This is a genomic window from Aquibium sp. ELW1220, assembly GCF_030398385.1.
Lineage (GTDB): Bacteria > Pseudomonadota > Alphaproteobacteria > Rhizobiales > Rhizobiaceae > Aquibium.
Genome location: NZ_JAOAOQ010000011.1, coordinates 72316 through 87894 on the forward strand (window position 1 = coordinate 72316; position 15579 = coordinate 87894).

Here is a 15579-nt window from a genome sequence, read left to right on the forward strand (position 1 = left end):
GTTCAGATCGACATGATCCGGTCGCGGCTGATGGTTCCGACGACCATGCCCTTTTCATCGACGACCGATGCGGCCTCGGCCTTCGCGGCGATGATGGCCGACAGGGCATCGCGCAGATCAGCGTCCGCCGCGACGCGCGCAGGCGATGCGTCGCCGCCTCCACGCTCCATGACATCGGCGACGCTGAACAGAGTGAGGCGCTTCAGCGCCCGGTCGGCGCCGACGAAGTTTTCCACGAAGGCGTCGACGGGCCTGGAGAGGATGGTGTCCGGCGTATCGTACTGGACGATCCGCCCGTCGCGCATGATGGCGATCCGGTCTCCCAGGCGCACGGCCTCGTCGATGTCATGCGTCACCAGCACTACGGTCTTCCTGACGCGCGCGAGGATCTGCCTGAATTCGTTCTGCAGCCGCAGGCGGGCGATCGGGTCGATCGCGCCGAACGGCTCGTCCATGAGCAGAACCGGCGGGTCGGCCGCCAATGCGCGGGCGACGCCGACGCGCTGGCGCTGGCCGCCGGACAGCTGGCGCGGATAGCGCTCCAGCATGGCGATCTCGAGCCCCACCAGCTCCATCAGTTCGCGGTTGCGCGCGTCGATCCGCGCCTTGTCCCAGCCGAGGAGCTTCGGCACCGAGGCTATGTTCTGGGCGATCGTCATGTGCGGGAACAGGCCGACCTGCTGGATGACGTAGCCGATATGCCGCCGCAGCTGCACCGGATCGGCCTTTCTCACATCCTGGCCGCCGACGATGATCTCGCCGCTGCTGGGCTCGATCAGGCGGTTGATCATGCGCATCGTGGTCGTCTTGCCGCAGCCGGAAGGCCCGACGAGCGCGACGGTGATGCCGTCCGGGACTTCCAGCGTCAGGTCGTCCACGGCCGCGGCCTCGGCGCCGAACCGCTTGGTCACATTCTTCATGGTGATCATGCGGTGCGTTTTTCTCCAAAGAAGATCCGTTCGATCAGGCCGAGCGTGAATTCGGTGCCGAGCGCGAGCAGCGCGATGGGAACCGCCCCGACAAGCAGCCGCGACTGGTCCATGCCGGCGACGCCGACGGCGATGAAGTCGCCGAGCCCGCCGCCGCCGATGAAGGGCGCGAGCGTGGCGCCGGCCAGGACCTGCACGGACGCCGTGCGCAATCCGGCGAACATGGCGGGCGCCGCCAGCGGCACGCGGATCTTGCGCAGGATCTGGCCGTTGCTCATGCCCATGCCGGCGGCCGCCTCGATCGAATCCGGGTCGACGTCGCGCAGCCCGACATAGGCGTTGATGAGGATGGGCGGCAGCGCCAGGATCGTCAGCGCGACGATGGCGGGCCACAGGCCGATGCCGAGGATCGGCATCATGATGGCGAGAATGGCGAGGCTCGGCAGCGTGCGCATGCCGTTGACGAGGTTGATGGCCGCGGACGCCCAGCTTGCATGGCGCAGGATCACCACGGCAAGGGGCAGGCCGATCGCCAGCGCGAAGCCGATCGCCGTGACCGACATCACGAGATGCTGATAGAGCGCGCGGTTGAACGGGGCGGGATTGTCGAGGATCCAGGTGAAGGCTTGCCACAGCAGGTTCATGCCTGCCTCCAGCGCTGCAGCCGGCGCTCGATCCAGGTGAGAAGGAGATCGAAGAACACGGCGATCAGTGCCGTCAGCACGCCGCCGACGATGATCTTCTCCGGCCAGTTCTGGTCGATGCCCTGCAGGATGATCGCGCCAAGCCCGCCCGCGTCGATGAAGGCGGCAATGGTGGCGATACCGATGACGGTGACGAGCGCGATCCGGATGCCTGATACGATCAGGGGCAGCGCCAGCGGCAGCTCGATCCGGATGAGGCGCTGCCAGCGGCTGAAGCCCATGCCGTCGGCGGCATCCAGCACCTCGGCGGGAACGTTGCGCAGTCCGGTCACCACGTTGCGCAGCAGGATCAGCACGCAATAGGAGGAAAGGCCCGTCAGCGCGGGCTTCATCCCCAGACCCATGATCGGGATCAGGAAGGCGAACAGGGCAAGGCTGGGGATGACGAAGATGATGCCGGCAATCGTCAGGAACGTCACGTAGAGGCGCGGGCGGCGCGCGGAGATCACGCCCAGCACGAGCGCGATGGCGCAGCCGATCAGGACCGACAGGAACGACAGCGTCAGGTGCTGGCCCGCCGCTTCGGCGATCAGACCGAGGTTCTTGTGTGCCCAGGTCAAATGCGGACCATCATTTCGAAAGAACCCATGGAAGGGATTGCCCGCCGCGCCTCATGCGGGCGGGCAATCCTGCTATCAGAGACCTTCCGCTGCGAGGAATTCCGCCGCCACCTCGGCCGGCTCCCTGCGGTCGCGCTCGACCGCGGCGTTCATCGCACGCATCTTCTCGTTGGTCAGCAACGGCGCGATCCTGTTGAGCACTTCGGCGATTTTCGGGTTCGCCGCCAGCGCGTCCTGGCGCACCATCGGAACCAGGTAGTAGGGCGGGAACAGGTTCTTGTCATCTTCGAGAACGGCGAGCTTGCTGTCCTCGATCTGCCAGTCGGTGGAGAAGCCGAAGGAGACGTCGATCTGCTCGCTGGTCAGCGCGCTGTAGCGGATGCCGAGCTTGGCGAACTGGACGAACTCCTTGAACTTGATGCCGTAGACCGCCTCGAGCCCGGGCAGGCCGTCCTTGCGCTCGCCAAACGTGCCTTCCGCGCCGAAGGTCAGGTCCTTGGAGGCGGGGCCGAGGTCGCTGAGGGTCTTGAGGTTGTTGGCCTCGGCGGTCGCCGGCAGGAGGATGATGGCGTAGCCGTTGTTGATGGCCGTCGGCTCGAGCAGGGTCAGGTTCAGCTCGTTCTCGTAGTACGTCTTGACGTCGGCATAGATCTGGTCGGCGTCGCTCGTCAGCTCACCCTTCACGATCGCCGCGAGCGCGGTGCCGGTGTATTCCGGGTAGAGGTCGATCTCGCCGCTGGTCAGCGCGGTGTGGGCGATCTGCGTCGCTCCGAGATTGAGGCGCTTCTGGACCTCGATGCCTGCCTTTTCCAGCGCCTGCGCATAGATCTCCGCCACGACGAACTGCTCGGTGAAGTTCTTGCTGCCGATCTTTACCGGCTCGGCATGCGCCGTCATGGCGCCTGCCATCGCGAGCGCTACCGCGAGACCGGTCATCTTCATCTTCGTGGAAATCATCGTGCACTCCTGATTGAGGATCGGAATTCTGTCACAGACTGCCACCCTTTTGCGAGCACCGCCATTTCAATTTGTGCACCGCACGCGCAAAAACGCGTTTCTCGTCGAACGATTGCAAGAATCTGTTTCGGCCGGAAGCGCAGGATGCGCAAGAATCTTGCTGCAGTGGACGCTGGTCCCGCCGTCGCCTCGATCCGACACGGCGCTGCGGGTCGTTGTGGCGCCCGGGTTGCCTGATCCCCGCGGTCCTGCGCGTCAGGTCGTCGCGCGCAGCAGAAGGACATTCTCTGCGGTCTCGCCCGCGCGGCGATAGCCCTTGTCGGCCAGGGCGGCGAGGCAATCGCGCTGCCAGAGCGTCGACAGCACGGTCTCGATCAGGATCGCCTTCGGCCAGAGGTATTCGGGCGCCTGTTCGAAGAGCGGCAGCAGGGCGCGGTCCTCGAAGCCCTCGACGTCGATCTTCAGGAGATCGACCGCCGCGATGCCTTCCTCGGCGAGGATGGCGGCCAGGGGCGCGACGGGCACGGCCTGCGAGCCACGCACCGCACCGGCGCCTTCGCGCAGCAGCGAGGCATGACCGATGTTGCCGCCGCCGTCGGAGTAGAGCTCCATCGTGCCGACCTCGCCGGCGATGGCGAGGTTCTTCGCGAGGACACCCGTCACGCGGTTGGCTGCGAGATTGTAGGCGAGCTTGGCGAAGGTGCGCGGGTGCGGCTCGAAGGCGAGCACGCGCGCGCCTTGACCGGCCCTCGTTGCCACGTAAAGGGCGTAGGTGCCGACATTGGCGCCGATGTCGACGAACACCATGTCCGGCTTCAACAGGGCGGCGATGAGCGCGTGTTCCTCGGCCTCCGGGAGTTCGCCACAGCCGACCAGCATGCGGTCGTCGCGATTCTCCGCCGGATAGGCACGGAAGGCGATGCCGCTCGCGGTGACGTCGAAAGGACCCGCGCAGCGCTTCGCGAAATGCTTGCGGATCGCCTTGCGCCGGGGCTGGGGGATGTCGCCCGAAACGGTCAGTGCCCAGACAAGGCGCGCGAAGCGGCTGGGCGCACGCTCTCCGAAGGCGGTGGCCGCATCGATCGGCGTGAGGGGCAGGGGCATGCTGGCCGGGTTCATCCGTTCGTCGTCAAAGGGCACCGGCAACGGTCTTGCCGGCGTCGGCCGCCAAGGCCTGGGCATCGTCTATCACGGCCCTGACCGATCCGGTGATCGCCTCCTTCTGCTCCCGGGTCAACTCCTCCGACTTCTGGCCGTCGGCCAGTCGCACCGTCACCTCGCGGTGGGCGAAGCGGATGCCCTCCATGCTGAAGACCTCTCGAATGGCGGCGTAGACGACCTTGCGGGTGACGAACTGGTCGCCCGGCCGCGTCATGAACTTGACGCGGATGATCATGGCCGAATCCTCCATGGCATAGACGCCCTGCGACTTCAGCGGCTGCAGGAAGAGATGCCCGACGACGGGATCCTCGAGCAGACGGGCTCCGATCTTCTTGACCAGCTTGCGCACCTTTTCCACGTCGGTGTCGTAGGTCAGGCGCAATGGCAGCTTCATCATCACCCAGTCGCGCGAGTAGTTGGTCAGCTGCGTGATCTCGCCGAACGGGACAGTGTGGACTGCACCGAGATGGTGGCGCAGCTGGAAGGAGCGCATCGAGATCTTCTCCACAACGCCCTTGACCGAGCCCACCTCGATGTACTCGCCCTTGCGGAAGGCGTCGTCGACCAGGAAGAAGGCGCCCGAGAAGATGTCGCGGATCAGGGTCTGGGCGCCGAAGCCGACGGCGATGCCGATGACGCCCGCACCGGCGAAGAGCGGACCGACGTCGACGCCGAGATTGGCCAGAACCACCATCGTGCCGAAGACCGCCAGCAGCGAGACGATGACGTTGCGGAAGATCGGCAGCAGCGTGGCCAGGCGCGACTGGCTCTTGCCGCCTTCGCCCTCTCCCTCGCCGGGACTGCTCACCTGGCCGTCGAGCGTTCCGCCTTCTTCCAGAATCTTGTAGTCGATGAAGCCGTTGACCGCGCGGTAGAAGGAAATGGCGACGATCACCACGAGCAGGATGTCGAGCGCGGCCGCAACCGGATGTCCTCCCTCGCGGCCGAGGTCGAGCCCCCACAGCCGGGCGAGCTCACCGGCGCAGACGACGAGAATGGTCGCCTGGATCGTGTTCTGGAAGAATACCTTGAAGGCGGGAAAATAGGGCCGGGTCTGGGTCGAGGGCGCCTGAACCGGCGCCATGACGGTCATTTCGTCGCCGTCCTCCAGCATGTCGCGCACGTCCTCGTTCATCTCGGACATGAGCTCCTTGGACGCCTGGGCACGCCTCCAGGCGCGCCGCTCCGCCTGCTGCTTGAGGAGCTGACGCCTGCGGTGGGAGGCGGCGCGGCGCTCGTAGACGATCTCGAGCAGATAGGCTGCGATCGCGTAGGCGAAGATGCCCGCGACGAAGACGATGATCGGTGCGAGCACGGGAACGTAGCCGCCGGGCAGGCCGAGCGTCAGCCGGACCGAGCTGACGAGCCAGGCGAGGATCAGGTAGACGATCGTCAGGGGCAGCGCCGCGGCGGCGAAGACGCGATTGAGAAACGGCGCCTTCTGCGGGTCGTCTGCCCCGAGGATGACGCCCGCCAGTTCGCGGCGGTGGACGATCGCCAGCGTTCCCATCATCCCCGCACAGAGCAGCATTCCGAGAATGAAGGCGAGGTTCTGGGCGTCCAGGTTCACGGCCACCATCGACATGTCGGTGACGCTGCCGGGCGGATTGAGAATGAGGATCCAACGGCACAGCCCGAGCACGATCGCGCCGACCGACAGCATGACCGCCCAATGGTTGAACAGCCTCTGCGCGGCCTCGTTCGACAGCCTGACGAGGCGATGGGCAGGAGAATTGGGAGCGAAGAAGTTCCAGAATATCACCGACCGCAGGATGCGATAGACCACATAGGTCGAGACGACGACGAAGATCGTGTCGCGCGACGGTTTGTGCCCGGAATCGAAGATAATCGCCACGAGCACGGCGGTGACGAACATGATGCCGGCGCTGAGCAGCATCCAGCCGGCGCGGAACAGGATGTAGCCGAGCTTGCGCGACAGAACGGTCTCGTCCTCGCGATAGAGATGGCTGAAATGACCGCGCGCCCAGCGCGTGACCTGCCAGAAGACGAGCCGGCCAGCCACCAGACCTCCGACCGCCGTGGCGAGCGCGATCAGCAGCCAGAGAGCCGTTCCGTCCGGGCTCGCCCCCTTCAGCGCCTCCGGAAGGTAGTCGACATAGATCAGCGAATTCGCGACCATTCGCTTCAGGCTTTCGCGTGCCTTCAGCAGGCTCTCGCTGGAGAGCGCCATCGCCATCGGCATCTCCGGCGCCCCTGCCTGCGGGCCACCGCCGGGCTGCATGATGATGACGGTGGAGCCGTCACGTTCCGCCTGCTGCAGGAGCGCCTCGAAACCGGACGAGCCCTGGGCCTCCGCGGGTTTGGCCTGCGTCAGGATCTTGAGCGGTACCTGCGCCTGCGCCGAAGGGACCAAGGCGGCGGAGAGGACGGCCATGACGGCGAGCGCCAACAGCCGAGGACAAGCACGCATCAGTCTCGCCATGGCAGCCATGTCCACTCCCTTCGCCCCGCTCATTGTCAAGGCTTGCGCCCGTCGATAGGCATGGCATAGCCGTCCGCGATGACAAGATAAATCATGATCAACACCACGTTCTTCCTCGTGAGGCATGGCAGGACCGCCTGGAACGAGGAAGGGCGTTTCCAGGGCATGGCCGACATACCGCTGTCGCCGGCCGGAAGGGCCGATGCCGAAGCGAACGCGCAGCGACTGGCGGATCATCTCGCCGACGTGGAGGGAGCAAGGAGTCGTGTGCGCCTCGTCAGTTCGCCGCTTGCCCGATGCATGGAGACGGCGCGCATCCTGGGCCGTCGACTCGCAATGCCCGAGAGGTCGATCGAGAGCGACGATCGTCTCGCCGAAGCCGGGTTCGGGCATTGGGAAGGCATGACCACCCACGAGGTGAAGGCGCGATTTCCCGAGGAACGTCGAGCCCGCAAGGCCGACCGGTGGAATTTCGCCCCGGAGGGCGGCGGGAGCTATGCCGATCTTGATGCCAGAATGAAATTTTTCACACACAGTCTCGCCTCCGACGCGTTACCAATAATCGTGACGCACAGCGGAAATCTGCGTGTCATGATCGGGGTGCTAGAGGGACTCGGGAGGGACGAGACGATGCGTCGCGCGATACCGCACGACCGCGTCTTTCGCTGGTCGAACGGCCGGCTCGACGAGATCTGATCGTCGAAATGTAGGTTTGGGGGCATACTTGCAGCAAATTGAGAATAGGCCTCTTCCGCCTCTTGCCGCCGGGAGAGGGAATTGCAAAACTCCCGGCAATTCCTCGCCCGGTCAGGCTCTCTGCCGCCGCCGGCCGCAGGGGCAAGACGGCCGGGCGTAAGAGACCGTCAGGGATGGGACAGATCGACTTGGGCGACAGACGGGACTTGCTGCGTATCGAGGACTTGCGCATCTCGATCGCGATACAGCAAAGCAGCATCGAGGTTGTGAAGGGCGTCAGCTTCCGGATTCCGGCGGGCAAGACGGTCGCCCTCGTCGGCGAGTCCGGCTCGGGCAAGTCCATCATCGCCCAGGCGATCCTGGGCATCCTGCCGCGTGTGGCGAAGGTCACCGGCGGAAAGATACGGTTCCGCGACCCTCTCGTCCCCGGCTCCGACATCGATATCGCCGCCCTCGATCCCAACAAGGCGGAGATGCGCGAACTGCGCGGCGGGCGCATCGCCATGATCTTCCAGGAGCCGATGACCTCGCTGTCGCCGCTCCACACGATCGGCAATCAGGTCGAGGAAGCGCTCGTGCTGCACCGCGAGGTGGCCAGGGGCGACGCGCGGTCGCTGACCGAGGACATGCTCAAGCTCGTCGATTTTCCCGACCCGTCCCGCGCCTACGACATGTATCCGATGGAACTGTCGGGTGGCCTGCGCCAGCGCGCGATGATCGCCATGGCGCTGATCTGCCGGCCGGCGCTGCTGATCGCCGACGAGCCGACGACGGCGCTGGACGTGACGGTGCAGGCGCAGGTGCTCGGGCTCCTGAAGTCGCTGCAGGCCCGCCTCGGCATGTCGCTGCTTCTGATCACGCACGATCTCGGCGTCGTCGCCAACATGGCCGACGAGGTGGTGGTGATCTATCACGGCAAGATCCTGGAAGCAGGGCCGCTGAAGGATATCTTCACGAATCCGGGCCATGCCTACACGCGCGCGCTGATGAAGGCGGTACCGGATCTCGACATGGAGCGCGGCGAGAAACTGGTCGCCTTGCGCGAGATCGACAAGGTGATCCCCGGCTCGATGCGCCGGGCAAGCGAAGGGCGCTGCTCTTCCGACAAGCCGCTGCTCACCGTGCGCAACCTCCAGAAGACCTACACCATCAAGTCGGGAAGCTGGTTCGGCGGGCAGAACCGCCAGATCCATGCCGTCAACGGGGTGTCCTTCGACGTGCGGCGCGGCGAGTGCTTCGGCATCGTGGGCGAGAGCGGCTGCGGCAAGTCGTCCGTCAGCAAGCTCATCATGCGCGCGACAGAGGCGGACGGCGGAGAGATCCTGTTCGACAATGGCGAAGTGAACTGCGACGTCCGCAAACTCCACGGCCGCGCCCTGAAGGAGTTCCGCAAGCGCATCCAGATCGTCTTCCAGGATCCCTTCGGATCCCTGAGCCCGCGTTCGACCATCCTGAACACGCTGCGCGAGCCGCTCGAGATTCACCGGCAGGGCGGGGCGCGCGAGATCACCCAGACGGCCGCCGACCTGATGGCCATGGTGGGACTGCAGACCAGCCACCTCAATCGCTACCCGCACTCGTTTTCCGGCGGTCAGCGGCAGCGCATCGGCATCGCCCGCGCACTCGCGCTCGCGCCCGATCTCCTCATCTGCGACGAGCCGGTCTCCGCACTCGACGTCTCGGTGCAGGCGCAGATTCTCAACCTGTTGAAATCGTTGCAGGACGAGCTGTCGCTGACGATGGTTTTCATCTCGCACAACCTCGCGGTGGTGAAGTACATCGCCGACCGCATCGCCGTGATGCGGCGCGGACGGATCGTCGAGATCGCCGATTGCGAGACGCTATTTGCCCGTCCGATGCACCCCTATACGCAGAAGCTCCTGAGCGCGGTTCCGAGCGTCAACCTGGACCGCAAGCTCGACTTTACCGCCCAGGGCGGGGACGAATCCGATCCGAGCGACCATTGGCCGCCGGAATTCCAGAGCTTGGACGGCGACGGGAGGGATCTGTCGCTCGTTCAGGTCGGCGAAGGACACCTCGTCCTGGCGCGCGACATGCCATCCCGTGAAAGGATCTACGCATGACCACGATCATCAGCCGTGCCTGGGGGCTAGCGGCGATGGCCGCAGCCGCAACCTTCACTCTAATGTCGGCAGGTTTCGCCGAAGAGCCGCCGTCGCTGAAGGAGGCCGTCGAGAGCGGCAAGCTTCCGCCGATGGAGGAGCGGCTGCCGGACGTCCCGCGCGTCATCGACATGGCTGCGCACGGCAAGAGCAACGGCGCCTACGGTGGAACGCTCCGGATGCTGATGGCCGATGCCAAGGACATCCGCATGATGACGATCTACGGCTATTCGCGCCTGGTCGGCTTCAACGAGCAGCTCGAGATCGTGCCCGACATCCTCGAAAGCTTCGAGGTCGATGAAGGTCGGATCTTCACCTTCCACCTCCGGCCGGGCCACCGCTGGTCGGACGGCGAGCCCTTCACGGCGGAGGATTTCCGCTACGCCTGGGAAGACGTCGAAACCAACGATGCCCTGTCGCGCGGCGGCGCCTCGGCGGTGATGCTGGTCGACGGCGAACTGCCGACGTTCGAGGTGCTCGACGAGCTGACCGTCCGCTACACCTGGGCGAAGCCCAACCCGCAATTCCTGCCGTCGCTGGCCGGGGCGAGCCCGAACTACATCGCCCAGCCGGCGCACTACCTGAAGCAGTTCCACGAGAAATACGTCGCCGCCGACGAACTCGCCGCCAAGGTGGCGCAGAACGGCTCGCGCGACTGGGTGGCCCTGCACACGGTGAAGGCGCGCGCCTACCGGCCGGAGAACCCCGAGCTGCCGACGCTCGAGCCGTGGATGAACACCACGCCGCCGCCGGCCGAGCGCTTCGTCTTCAAGCGCAATCCCTATTTCCACCGCGTCGACGGGGAGGGGAAGCAGTTGCCCTATATCGACGAGGTCTATCTCGGCATCAGCTCGGCCGACATCATTCCGGCCAAGACCGGCACCGGAGACAGCGACCTGCAGGCTCGCTACCTGCGCTTCGACAATTTCACCTTCCTCAAGGAGTCGAGCGAGCAGCACAAGTTCGACGTCAAGCTCTGGAAGGACGGCACCGGTTCTCAGGTCGCCTACCTGCCGAACCTCAACGTCGTCGATCCGGTGTGGCGCGAACTCTTCCGCGACGTCCGCTTCCGCCGCGCCCTGTCGCTGGGCATCCATCGCGAGGAGATCAACCAGCAGTTCTATTTCGGGCTGGCGCAGCCTGCGGCCAACTCCGTCCTGGAAGGCTCGCCGCTCTACAAGCCGCAATATGCGCAGGCCTACGCGGAGTACGACCCGGACAAGGCCAACGCGCTGCTCGACGAGATCGGCCTGAAGCGTGGCGCCGACGGCGTGCGGCTGTTGCCTGACGGGCGGCGCGCCGAACTCATCATCGAGATGTCCGGCGGCACCGAGGAGACCGACGTCACGCAGCTTGTGACGGAATACTGGGGCGCGCTCGGCATCAAGGTCTTCTCGCGCGCCATGCAGCTCGACAACATGCGTCGCCGCTTCCTTTCCGGAGAGACGATGATGTCGGTATGGGCGGGCCTCAATGTCGGTCTCGCAACGCCCGACATGCCGCCCGAGGAACTGGCGCCGGTTTCGTCCGTGCAGGGCATCTGGCCGCAATGGGGCCAGTTCCTGGAAACGAACGGCATGGCAGGCGAAAAGATTGACGTTCCGGAGGTCGCGCGGCTGGCCGAACTCTTCCAGGACTGGCGCGTCTCCTCCACGACCGAGGAACGCACGAAGATCTGGCACGAGATGCTGACGATCTTCACCGACCGGGTCTACACGATCGGCACGGTGAACGGCGTCCTGCAGCCCGTGGTGGTCCGGAACACGCTGAAGAACGTTCCCGACGAGGGCATCTACGCCTTCTCGCCGGTCAGCTTCTTCGGCGTCTACATGCCGGACACCTTCTGGTTCGACAAGGAGTAGCGTGCGTTGCTGCGCTACATCGCCTATCGCCTTCTGGCCGCGATACCGACGCTGTTTCTCATCAGCGCGCTCGTCTTCGTCATCATCGAGTTGCCCCCGGGCGACTATTTCGAAACCTATGTCGCGGAACTGCAGGCGCAGGGCGAGACCGTCGATCCGAAGAAGATCGAGTACCTCAAGCAGGAGTACGGCTTCGACCAGCCGCTGATCGAGCGGTACTTCACCTGGGTCGGCGGCATGCTCCAGGGCGATTTCGGCTATTCCTTCGAATATGAACTGCCGGTCAGCGACGTGGTGGGCAACCGCCTGTGGCTCACCATCCTGGTCTCGACCGTCACGATCATCTTCACCTGGCTGATCGCCTTCCCGATCGGCATCTACTCGGCCACGCACCAGTATTCCTGGAGCGACTACGGACTGACCTTCCTCGGGCTGCTCGGGCTGGCCACGCCCAACTTCCTGCTGGCGCTGATACTGCTCTACTTCGCCAACGTCTGGTTCGGCACGTCGATCGGCCACCTCATGGACGCGGAGTTCATCGACCAGCCGATGAGCTGGGCGAAGTTCTCGTCGATGGCCGAGCACATGGTGATCCCGGTGATCGTGATCGGCACGGCCGGCACGGCCGGGATGATCCGCCGCCTGCGCGCCAATCTGCTCGACGAACTGCAGAAGCAGTACGTGGTGACGGCCCGCGCCAAGGGCGTTCCGCCCACCCGGGCGCTGCTGAAGTATCCGCTGCGCATGTCGCTCAACTTCTTCATCGCCGACATCGGCTCCATCCTGCCGGCGGTGATTTCCGGTGCGGAGGTCGTCGCCATCGTGCTGTCGCTCGAAACCACGGGTCCTCTGCTCATCCGCGCGCTCCAGAGCCAGGACATGTATCTTGCAGGCTCCTTCCTGATGTTCCTCGCCACATTGACCGTCATCGGCGTCCTCGTCTCCGACATCGCGCTGGCGATCCTCGATCCGCGAATCCGGCTTCAGGGAGGGCGTCGATGAGCACGTCCATCCCGCCGGACGGGGAGGCGATCAGCCACTTCGTCTCGCAGACGCCGTTCGACCCGCAGGGCGTGGAGAAGCTCTCGCCGGAGCAGGAGAAGGTCTACTTCGCCTCGCAACTGAGGCTGATGTGGTGGAAATTCCGGAAGCATCGCGCGGCGGTGTGGTCCGGCATCTTCCTGCTGCTGATCTACGCCTCGATCCTGATCAGCGAATTCCTCGCGCCCTACAGCCTCGAGCGGCGCGACGTGAAGGCGATCTACATGCCGCCGCAGGGGATTCACCTCTTCCACGAGGGGAGTTTCGTGGGGCCGTTCGTCTATGGCTACGACTACAAGCTCAACATGGAGACGCTGAAGCGCGAATACGTTCCCGACATGACCGACGTGCAGCCTCTGCGCTTTTTCTGCCAGGGCGACAGCTACCGCTTCTGGGGCGTGATCGAGAGCAACCTGCACCTGGTCTGCCCGGCCGAGAACGGCTATTTCTACCTGCTCGGAACCGACCGGCTCGGGCGCGACGTTCTCTCGCGCATCATCTACGGCACACGCATATCGCTTACCATCGGCCTCATCGGCATCACCGTGTCCTTCCTTCTCGGCATCAGCATCGGCGGCATGGCAGGATATTACGGCGGCTGGATCGACCATGTCGTGCAGCGCATCATCGAGGTCCTGCAGAGCCTGCCCAGCATTCCGCTCTGGCTGGCGCTCGCCGCCATCATGCCGGTGACGTGGTCGCCGATCGTGGTCTATTTCGGCATCACCATCATCCTCGGCCTGATCGACTGGACGGGGCTTGCCCGTGCGGTGCGCTCGAAGCTCCTGTCGCTGCGCGAGGAGGAGTATGTGGTCGCGGCCGAACTGATGGGCGCATCGCCGCCGCGCGTCATCTTCCGGCACCTGATCCCGGGCTTCATGAGCCATCTGATCGCATCTGCGACGATCACCATCCCGACGATGATTCTCGGCGAGACGGCACTCTCCTTCCTGGGACTCGGCCTGCGGCCGCCGGTCACGAGCTGGGGCGTGCTGCTCAACGAGGCGCAGAACATCAACGTCGTCGCGCTCTACCCCTGGCTCATCCTGCCGGTGGTGCCGGTCATCCTGGTCATCCTCGCCTTCAACTTCCTCGGCGACGGTCTGCGCGACGCGGCTGATCCCTATCACGCGACGTGACGTCTGCAGCCGGTCTCGTGCCGGCTGCACATCCAGCGTCTATCCCTGCATCGCCGCGCCTGCGGCGATCAGGGCTTCGGCGCTTTCGAAGGCGAAGCCGCGCTCGTCGGCGAGCCACGCCACCAGTTCGTCCAGCGTCGACCAGGCACGTTCGTCGTGGACGAGATGGTGGGTGAGGATGCCCAGCGGGGCGCCGCCCTTCTCGCGCGCCTGGACCAGCCGGCGGAGCAGTTCGCCGGCCGTCCAGGCAAGATCGCGGCCGCGCTGACCTCCGGCCCAGTCCATCACGTCGATCTGGGTATTGAGTTCGGGCAGCGAAGTGCCCTTGCGCTGCCAAGACCATGTCGACAGGCCGGAGAAGCCGATTTCTTCCAGCCGCGCCGCGACCTCCGGTGCCATCCGGTTCCACGGCGGCACCAGGATGCCGGAGAGCCTGTCGCCGAATAGGCCGAGAAGCCGCGCGCGCCCCTGAGCAAGTTCTGCAAGGACATCTTCCGCCGGCTGCGCGCCGCCGAGTTCGAGCGACGGCATGCCCTCCGCCGCATTGTTTCGGTGGGAGATGCCATGCTGGCACGGCCTGACCAGCGGCTCGTCCGCCAGCCGATCTGCCAGCGCCTGCGTCACCCGCGCCGGCACCACGGCGAGCAGCACGGGCGCATTGCGGCGGCGGGCGAAGCCGATCAGCCGTTCGAGCGCAGGCGTCGGCTCCACGGCGTCGTCGTCGCGCAGCCAGAAGCGCGGCGCAAGCCCGGCGGCGTCCCAGAGCGCCAGTTCGTCCTCGACGGCGGCGAAGACAGTCAAGGTGCGGTCTCCCCCGCCGGCCGCGCCGCCACGAGCGGCGACAGCACCGCCTTCAGGGCAGCCGCTGCGGCGTCCAGGCCATGCTCGCGCGCGACCTTCGCCCGGCCTCCGGCGCCGAGCCGCGCGCGTTCCTGCGGCGAGGCGAGCAGGCGGGCGAGGTCGTCGCGATAGTCCGCGACGTCGAATTCGGGGGCGAGCAGACCGCTCTCGTCGTGCGCCACGACCACTGGCACGCCCGTCGTGGCGAAGGCCACCACGGGCAGGCCGGATGCCTGCGCTTCCAGATAGGCCACGCCGAAGGCTTCCCGCACGCCGGGCCAGGCGAAGAGATCGGCCCGTTTCATCCAGCCCAGCACCTGGGGATGTGCCAGGGCGCCGGTGAAGCGCGCGCGCGCGCCGGCAAACGCGAACATGTCCTCCACCTCGCTCCGTCCCGGCCCGTCGCCCACGACGAGCAGCCGCCAGGGCCGGTCCGGAAGACCGGACAGCGCCTCGGCGAGCAGCCGGTAGGACTCGATCTTGGCACCCGGACGCATCATCCCGACGGCGAGGATCAGCGGCCCGTCGCCCTCCGCGTCCGCGCCCTGCGGAAGGACGGCATCGGGCAGGTCGGCGAGATCGATGAAGGGCTTCAGGGGCACGATGCTCGACGTGTCCGGCAGGACGCTCTCCAGATAGGCGCGGTCGGCGGGCTTGAGGCAGAGATTCGCGGCTGCCTGGCGAACAGCTGCCTGCACCACGGCGCGGCCATCCGCCCAGTCGGCGTCGGTGTCCTGTCGCGTGCGGCAGGCCTCGACGGTCACGTAGGGAATGTCGAGCGCGCGGCAGACCGGCGGGCCGATCCAGTCCGGCGCCTTGCAATAGGGATGATAGGTCATCCAGAGCCCTGGCCTCAGCGTCGGCTCGGCCTGCCAGGCTGCCAGCAGCCGTTCGATCTCGCCCTCGCAGCGCGCCTTGCGGTCGAGGAACAGCGCTGCCGAGGGGCGCTTCTGGTAGGCGATGGCCTCGCTGGCGACGAAGGGATCGAAACCTGCCAGCGCCAGCGCCTTCAGGAGATTGCGCGCGATCTCGCGGTCCCCCGAGGGAATCGGGTGGCCGGGCGGCTTCAGCGGCGCATAGAAGGCGATCCTCGTCATGAGCGCGACCGTAGCGGTGCGGCCGAG

The 15579-nt window shown here is 65.9% G+C and carries 13 protein-coding genes; 5 read left to right on the top strand and 8 right to left on the bottom strand.

Annotated features, from left to right (window positions below; all coding sequences use genetic code 11):
• Nucleotides 1–2: 2 nt before the first annotated feature.
• The 6 genes from N1F91_RS12485 to N1F91_RS12510 all read right to left on the bottom strand — a co-directional run bounded on the left by N1F91_RS12485 (nt 3) and on the right by N1F91_RS12510 (nt 6754).
• A complete protein-coding gene (locus N1F91_RS12485; protein ID WP_289992532.1) occupies nt 3–929 on the bottom strand; it encodes an ABC transporter ATP-binding protein in 927 nt (308 codons plus the stop codon).
• Nucleotides 926–1573 (bottom strand): ABC transporter permease, encoded by a 648-nt coding sequence (locus N1F91_RS12490; protein WP_289992535.1) that lies wholly within the window; start codon nt 1571–1573, stop codon nt 926–928. The genes N1F91_RS12485 and N1F91_RS12490 overlap by 4 nt, the downstream gene beginning before the upstream one ends.
• Complete coding sequence (locus tag N1F91_RS12495; protein WP_289992537.1) at nt 1570–2193, bottom strand: ABC transporter permease; 624 nt, start codon at nt 2191–2193, stop codon at nt 1570–1572. Before N1F91_RS12495 ends, N1F91_RS12490 begins: the two co-directional genes overlap by 4 nt.
• Nucleotides 2194–2268: 75 nt before the next feature.
• Complete coding sequence (locus tag N1F91_RS12500; RefSeq protein ID WP_289992631.1) at nt 2269–3135, bottom strand: glycine betaine ABC transporter substrate-binding protein; 867 nt, start codon at nt 3133–3135, stop codon at nt 2269–2271.
• Nucleotides 3136–3405: 270 nt separating this feature from the next.
• Nucleotides 3406–4254, bottom strand: coding sequence for an FkbM family methyltransferase (locus N1F91_RS12505; protein WP_289992539.1), 849 nt, complete (start codon nt 4252–4254; stop codon nt 3406–3408).
• 25 nt (nt 4255–4279) lie between these two features.
• A complete protein-coding gene (locus N1F91_RS12510; protein WP_289992540.1) occupies nt 4280–6754 on the bottom strand; it encodes a mechanosensitive ion channel family protein in 2475 nt (824 codons plus the stop codon).
• A 93-nt stretch (nt 6755–6847) separates the two neighbouring features.
• Here N1F91_RS12510 and N1F91_RS12515 point away from each other — a divergent pair, with 93 nt between their 5' ends.
• From N1F91_RS12515 to N1F91_RS12535, 5 genes are all read left to right on the top strand, one after another.
• On the top strand, nt 6848–7450 hold the full coding sequence (locus N1F91_RS12515; RefSeq protein WP_289992542.1) for a histidine phosphatase family protein: 603 nt from the start codon (nt 6848–6850) through the stop codon (nt 7448–7450).
• A 173-nt stretch (nt 7451–7623) separates the two neighbouring features.
• Nucleotides 7624–9534, top strand: coding sequence for an ABC transporter ATP-binding protein (locus tag N1F91_RS12520; RefSeq protein ID WP_289992544.1), 1911 nt, complete (start codon nt 7624–7626; stop codon nt 9532–9534).
• A gap of 5 nt (nt 9535–9539) precedes the next feature.
• Complete coding sequence (locus tag N1F91_RS12525) at nt 9540–11435, top strand: ABC transporter substrate-binding protein (protein WP_289992632.1); 1896 nt, start codon at nt 9540–9542, stop codon at nt 11433–11435.
• 6 nt (nt 11436–11441) lie between these two features.
• A complete protein-coding gene (locus N1F91_RS12530) occupies nt 11442–12437 on the top strand; it encodes an ABC transporter permease (RefSeq protein WP_289992546.1) in 996 nt (331 codons plus the stop codon).
• Nucleotides 12434–13615: an ABC transporter permease gene (locus tag N1F91_RS12535; RefSeq protein WP_289992547.1), complete on the top strand. Its 1182-nt coding sequence runs from the start codon at nt 12434–12436 to the stop codon at nt 13613–13615. The genes N1F91_RS12530 and N1F91_RS12535 overlap by 4 nt, the downstream gene beginning before the upstream one ends.
• A 39-nt stretch (nt 13616–13654) precedes the next feature.
• Here the strand turns inward: N1F91_RS12535 and N1F91_RS12540 are convergent, their stop codons facing one another.
• Together N1F91_RS12540 and N1F91_RS12545 are read right to left on the bottom strand one after the other, a co-directional pair.
• Nucleotides 13655–14416 carry a polysaccharide deacetylase family protein gene (locus tag N1F91_RS12540; RefSeq protein WP_289992549.1) on the bottom strand — a complete coding sequence of 254 codons (762 nt, stop codon included), beginning with the start codon at nt 14414–14416 and terminating at the stop codon, nt 13655–13657.
• On the bottom strand, nt 14413–15552 hold the full coding sequence (locus N1F91_RS12545; RefSeq protein WP_289992550.1) for a glycosyltransferase family 4 protein: 1140 nt from the start codon (nt 15550–15552) through the stop codon (nt 14413–14415). Before N1F91_RS12545 ends, N1F91_RS12540 begins: the two co-directional genes overlap by 4 nt.
• Nucleotides 15553–15579 lie beyond the last annotated feature (27 nt).

Coding starts and splice junctions, on each gene's coding strand:
- N1F91_RS12545 (WP_289992550.1), bottom strand. CDS start 15,552: ATGACGAGGATCGCCTTCTATGCGCCGCTGAAGCCGCCCGGCCACCCG.
- N1F91_RS12535 (WP_289992547.1), top strand. CDS start 12,434: ATGAGCACGTCCATCCCGCCGGACGGGGAGGCGATCAGCCACTTCGTC.
- N1F91_RS12500 (WP_289992631.1), bottom strand. CDS start 3,135: ATGAAGATGACCGGTCTCGCGGTAGCGCTCGCGATGGCAGGCGCCATG.
- N1F91_RS12515 (WP_289992542.1), top strand. CDS start 6,848: ATGATCAACACCACGTTCTTCCTCGTGAGGCATGGCAGGACCGCCTGG.
- N1F91_RS12520 (WP_289992544.1), top strand. CDS start 7,624: ATGGGACAGATCGACTTGGGCGACAGACGGGACTTGCTGCGTATCGAG.
- N1F91_RS12510 (WP_289992540.1), bottom strand. CDS start 6,754: ATGGCGAGACTGATGCGTGCTTGTCCTCGGCTGTTGGCGCTCGCCGTC.
- N1F91_RS12490 (WP_289992535.1), bottom strand. CDS start 1,573: ATGAACCTGCTGTGGCAAGCCTTCACCTGGATCCTCGACAATCCCGCC.
- N1F91_RS12485 (WP_289992532.1), bottom strand. CDS start 929: ATGATCACCATGAAGAATGTGACCAAGCGGTTCGGCGCCGAGGCCGCG.
- N1F91_RS12505 (WP_289992539.1), bottom strand. CDS start 4,254: ATGCCCCTGCCCCTCACGCCGATCGATGCGGCCACCGCCTTCGGAGAG.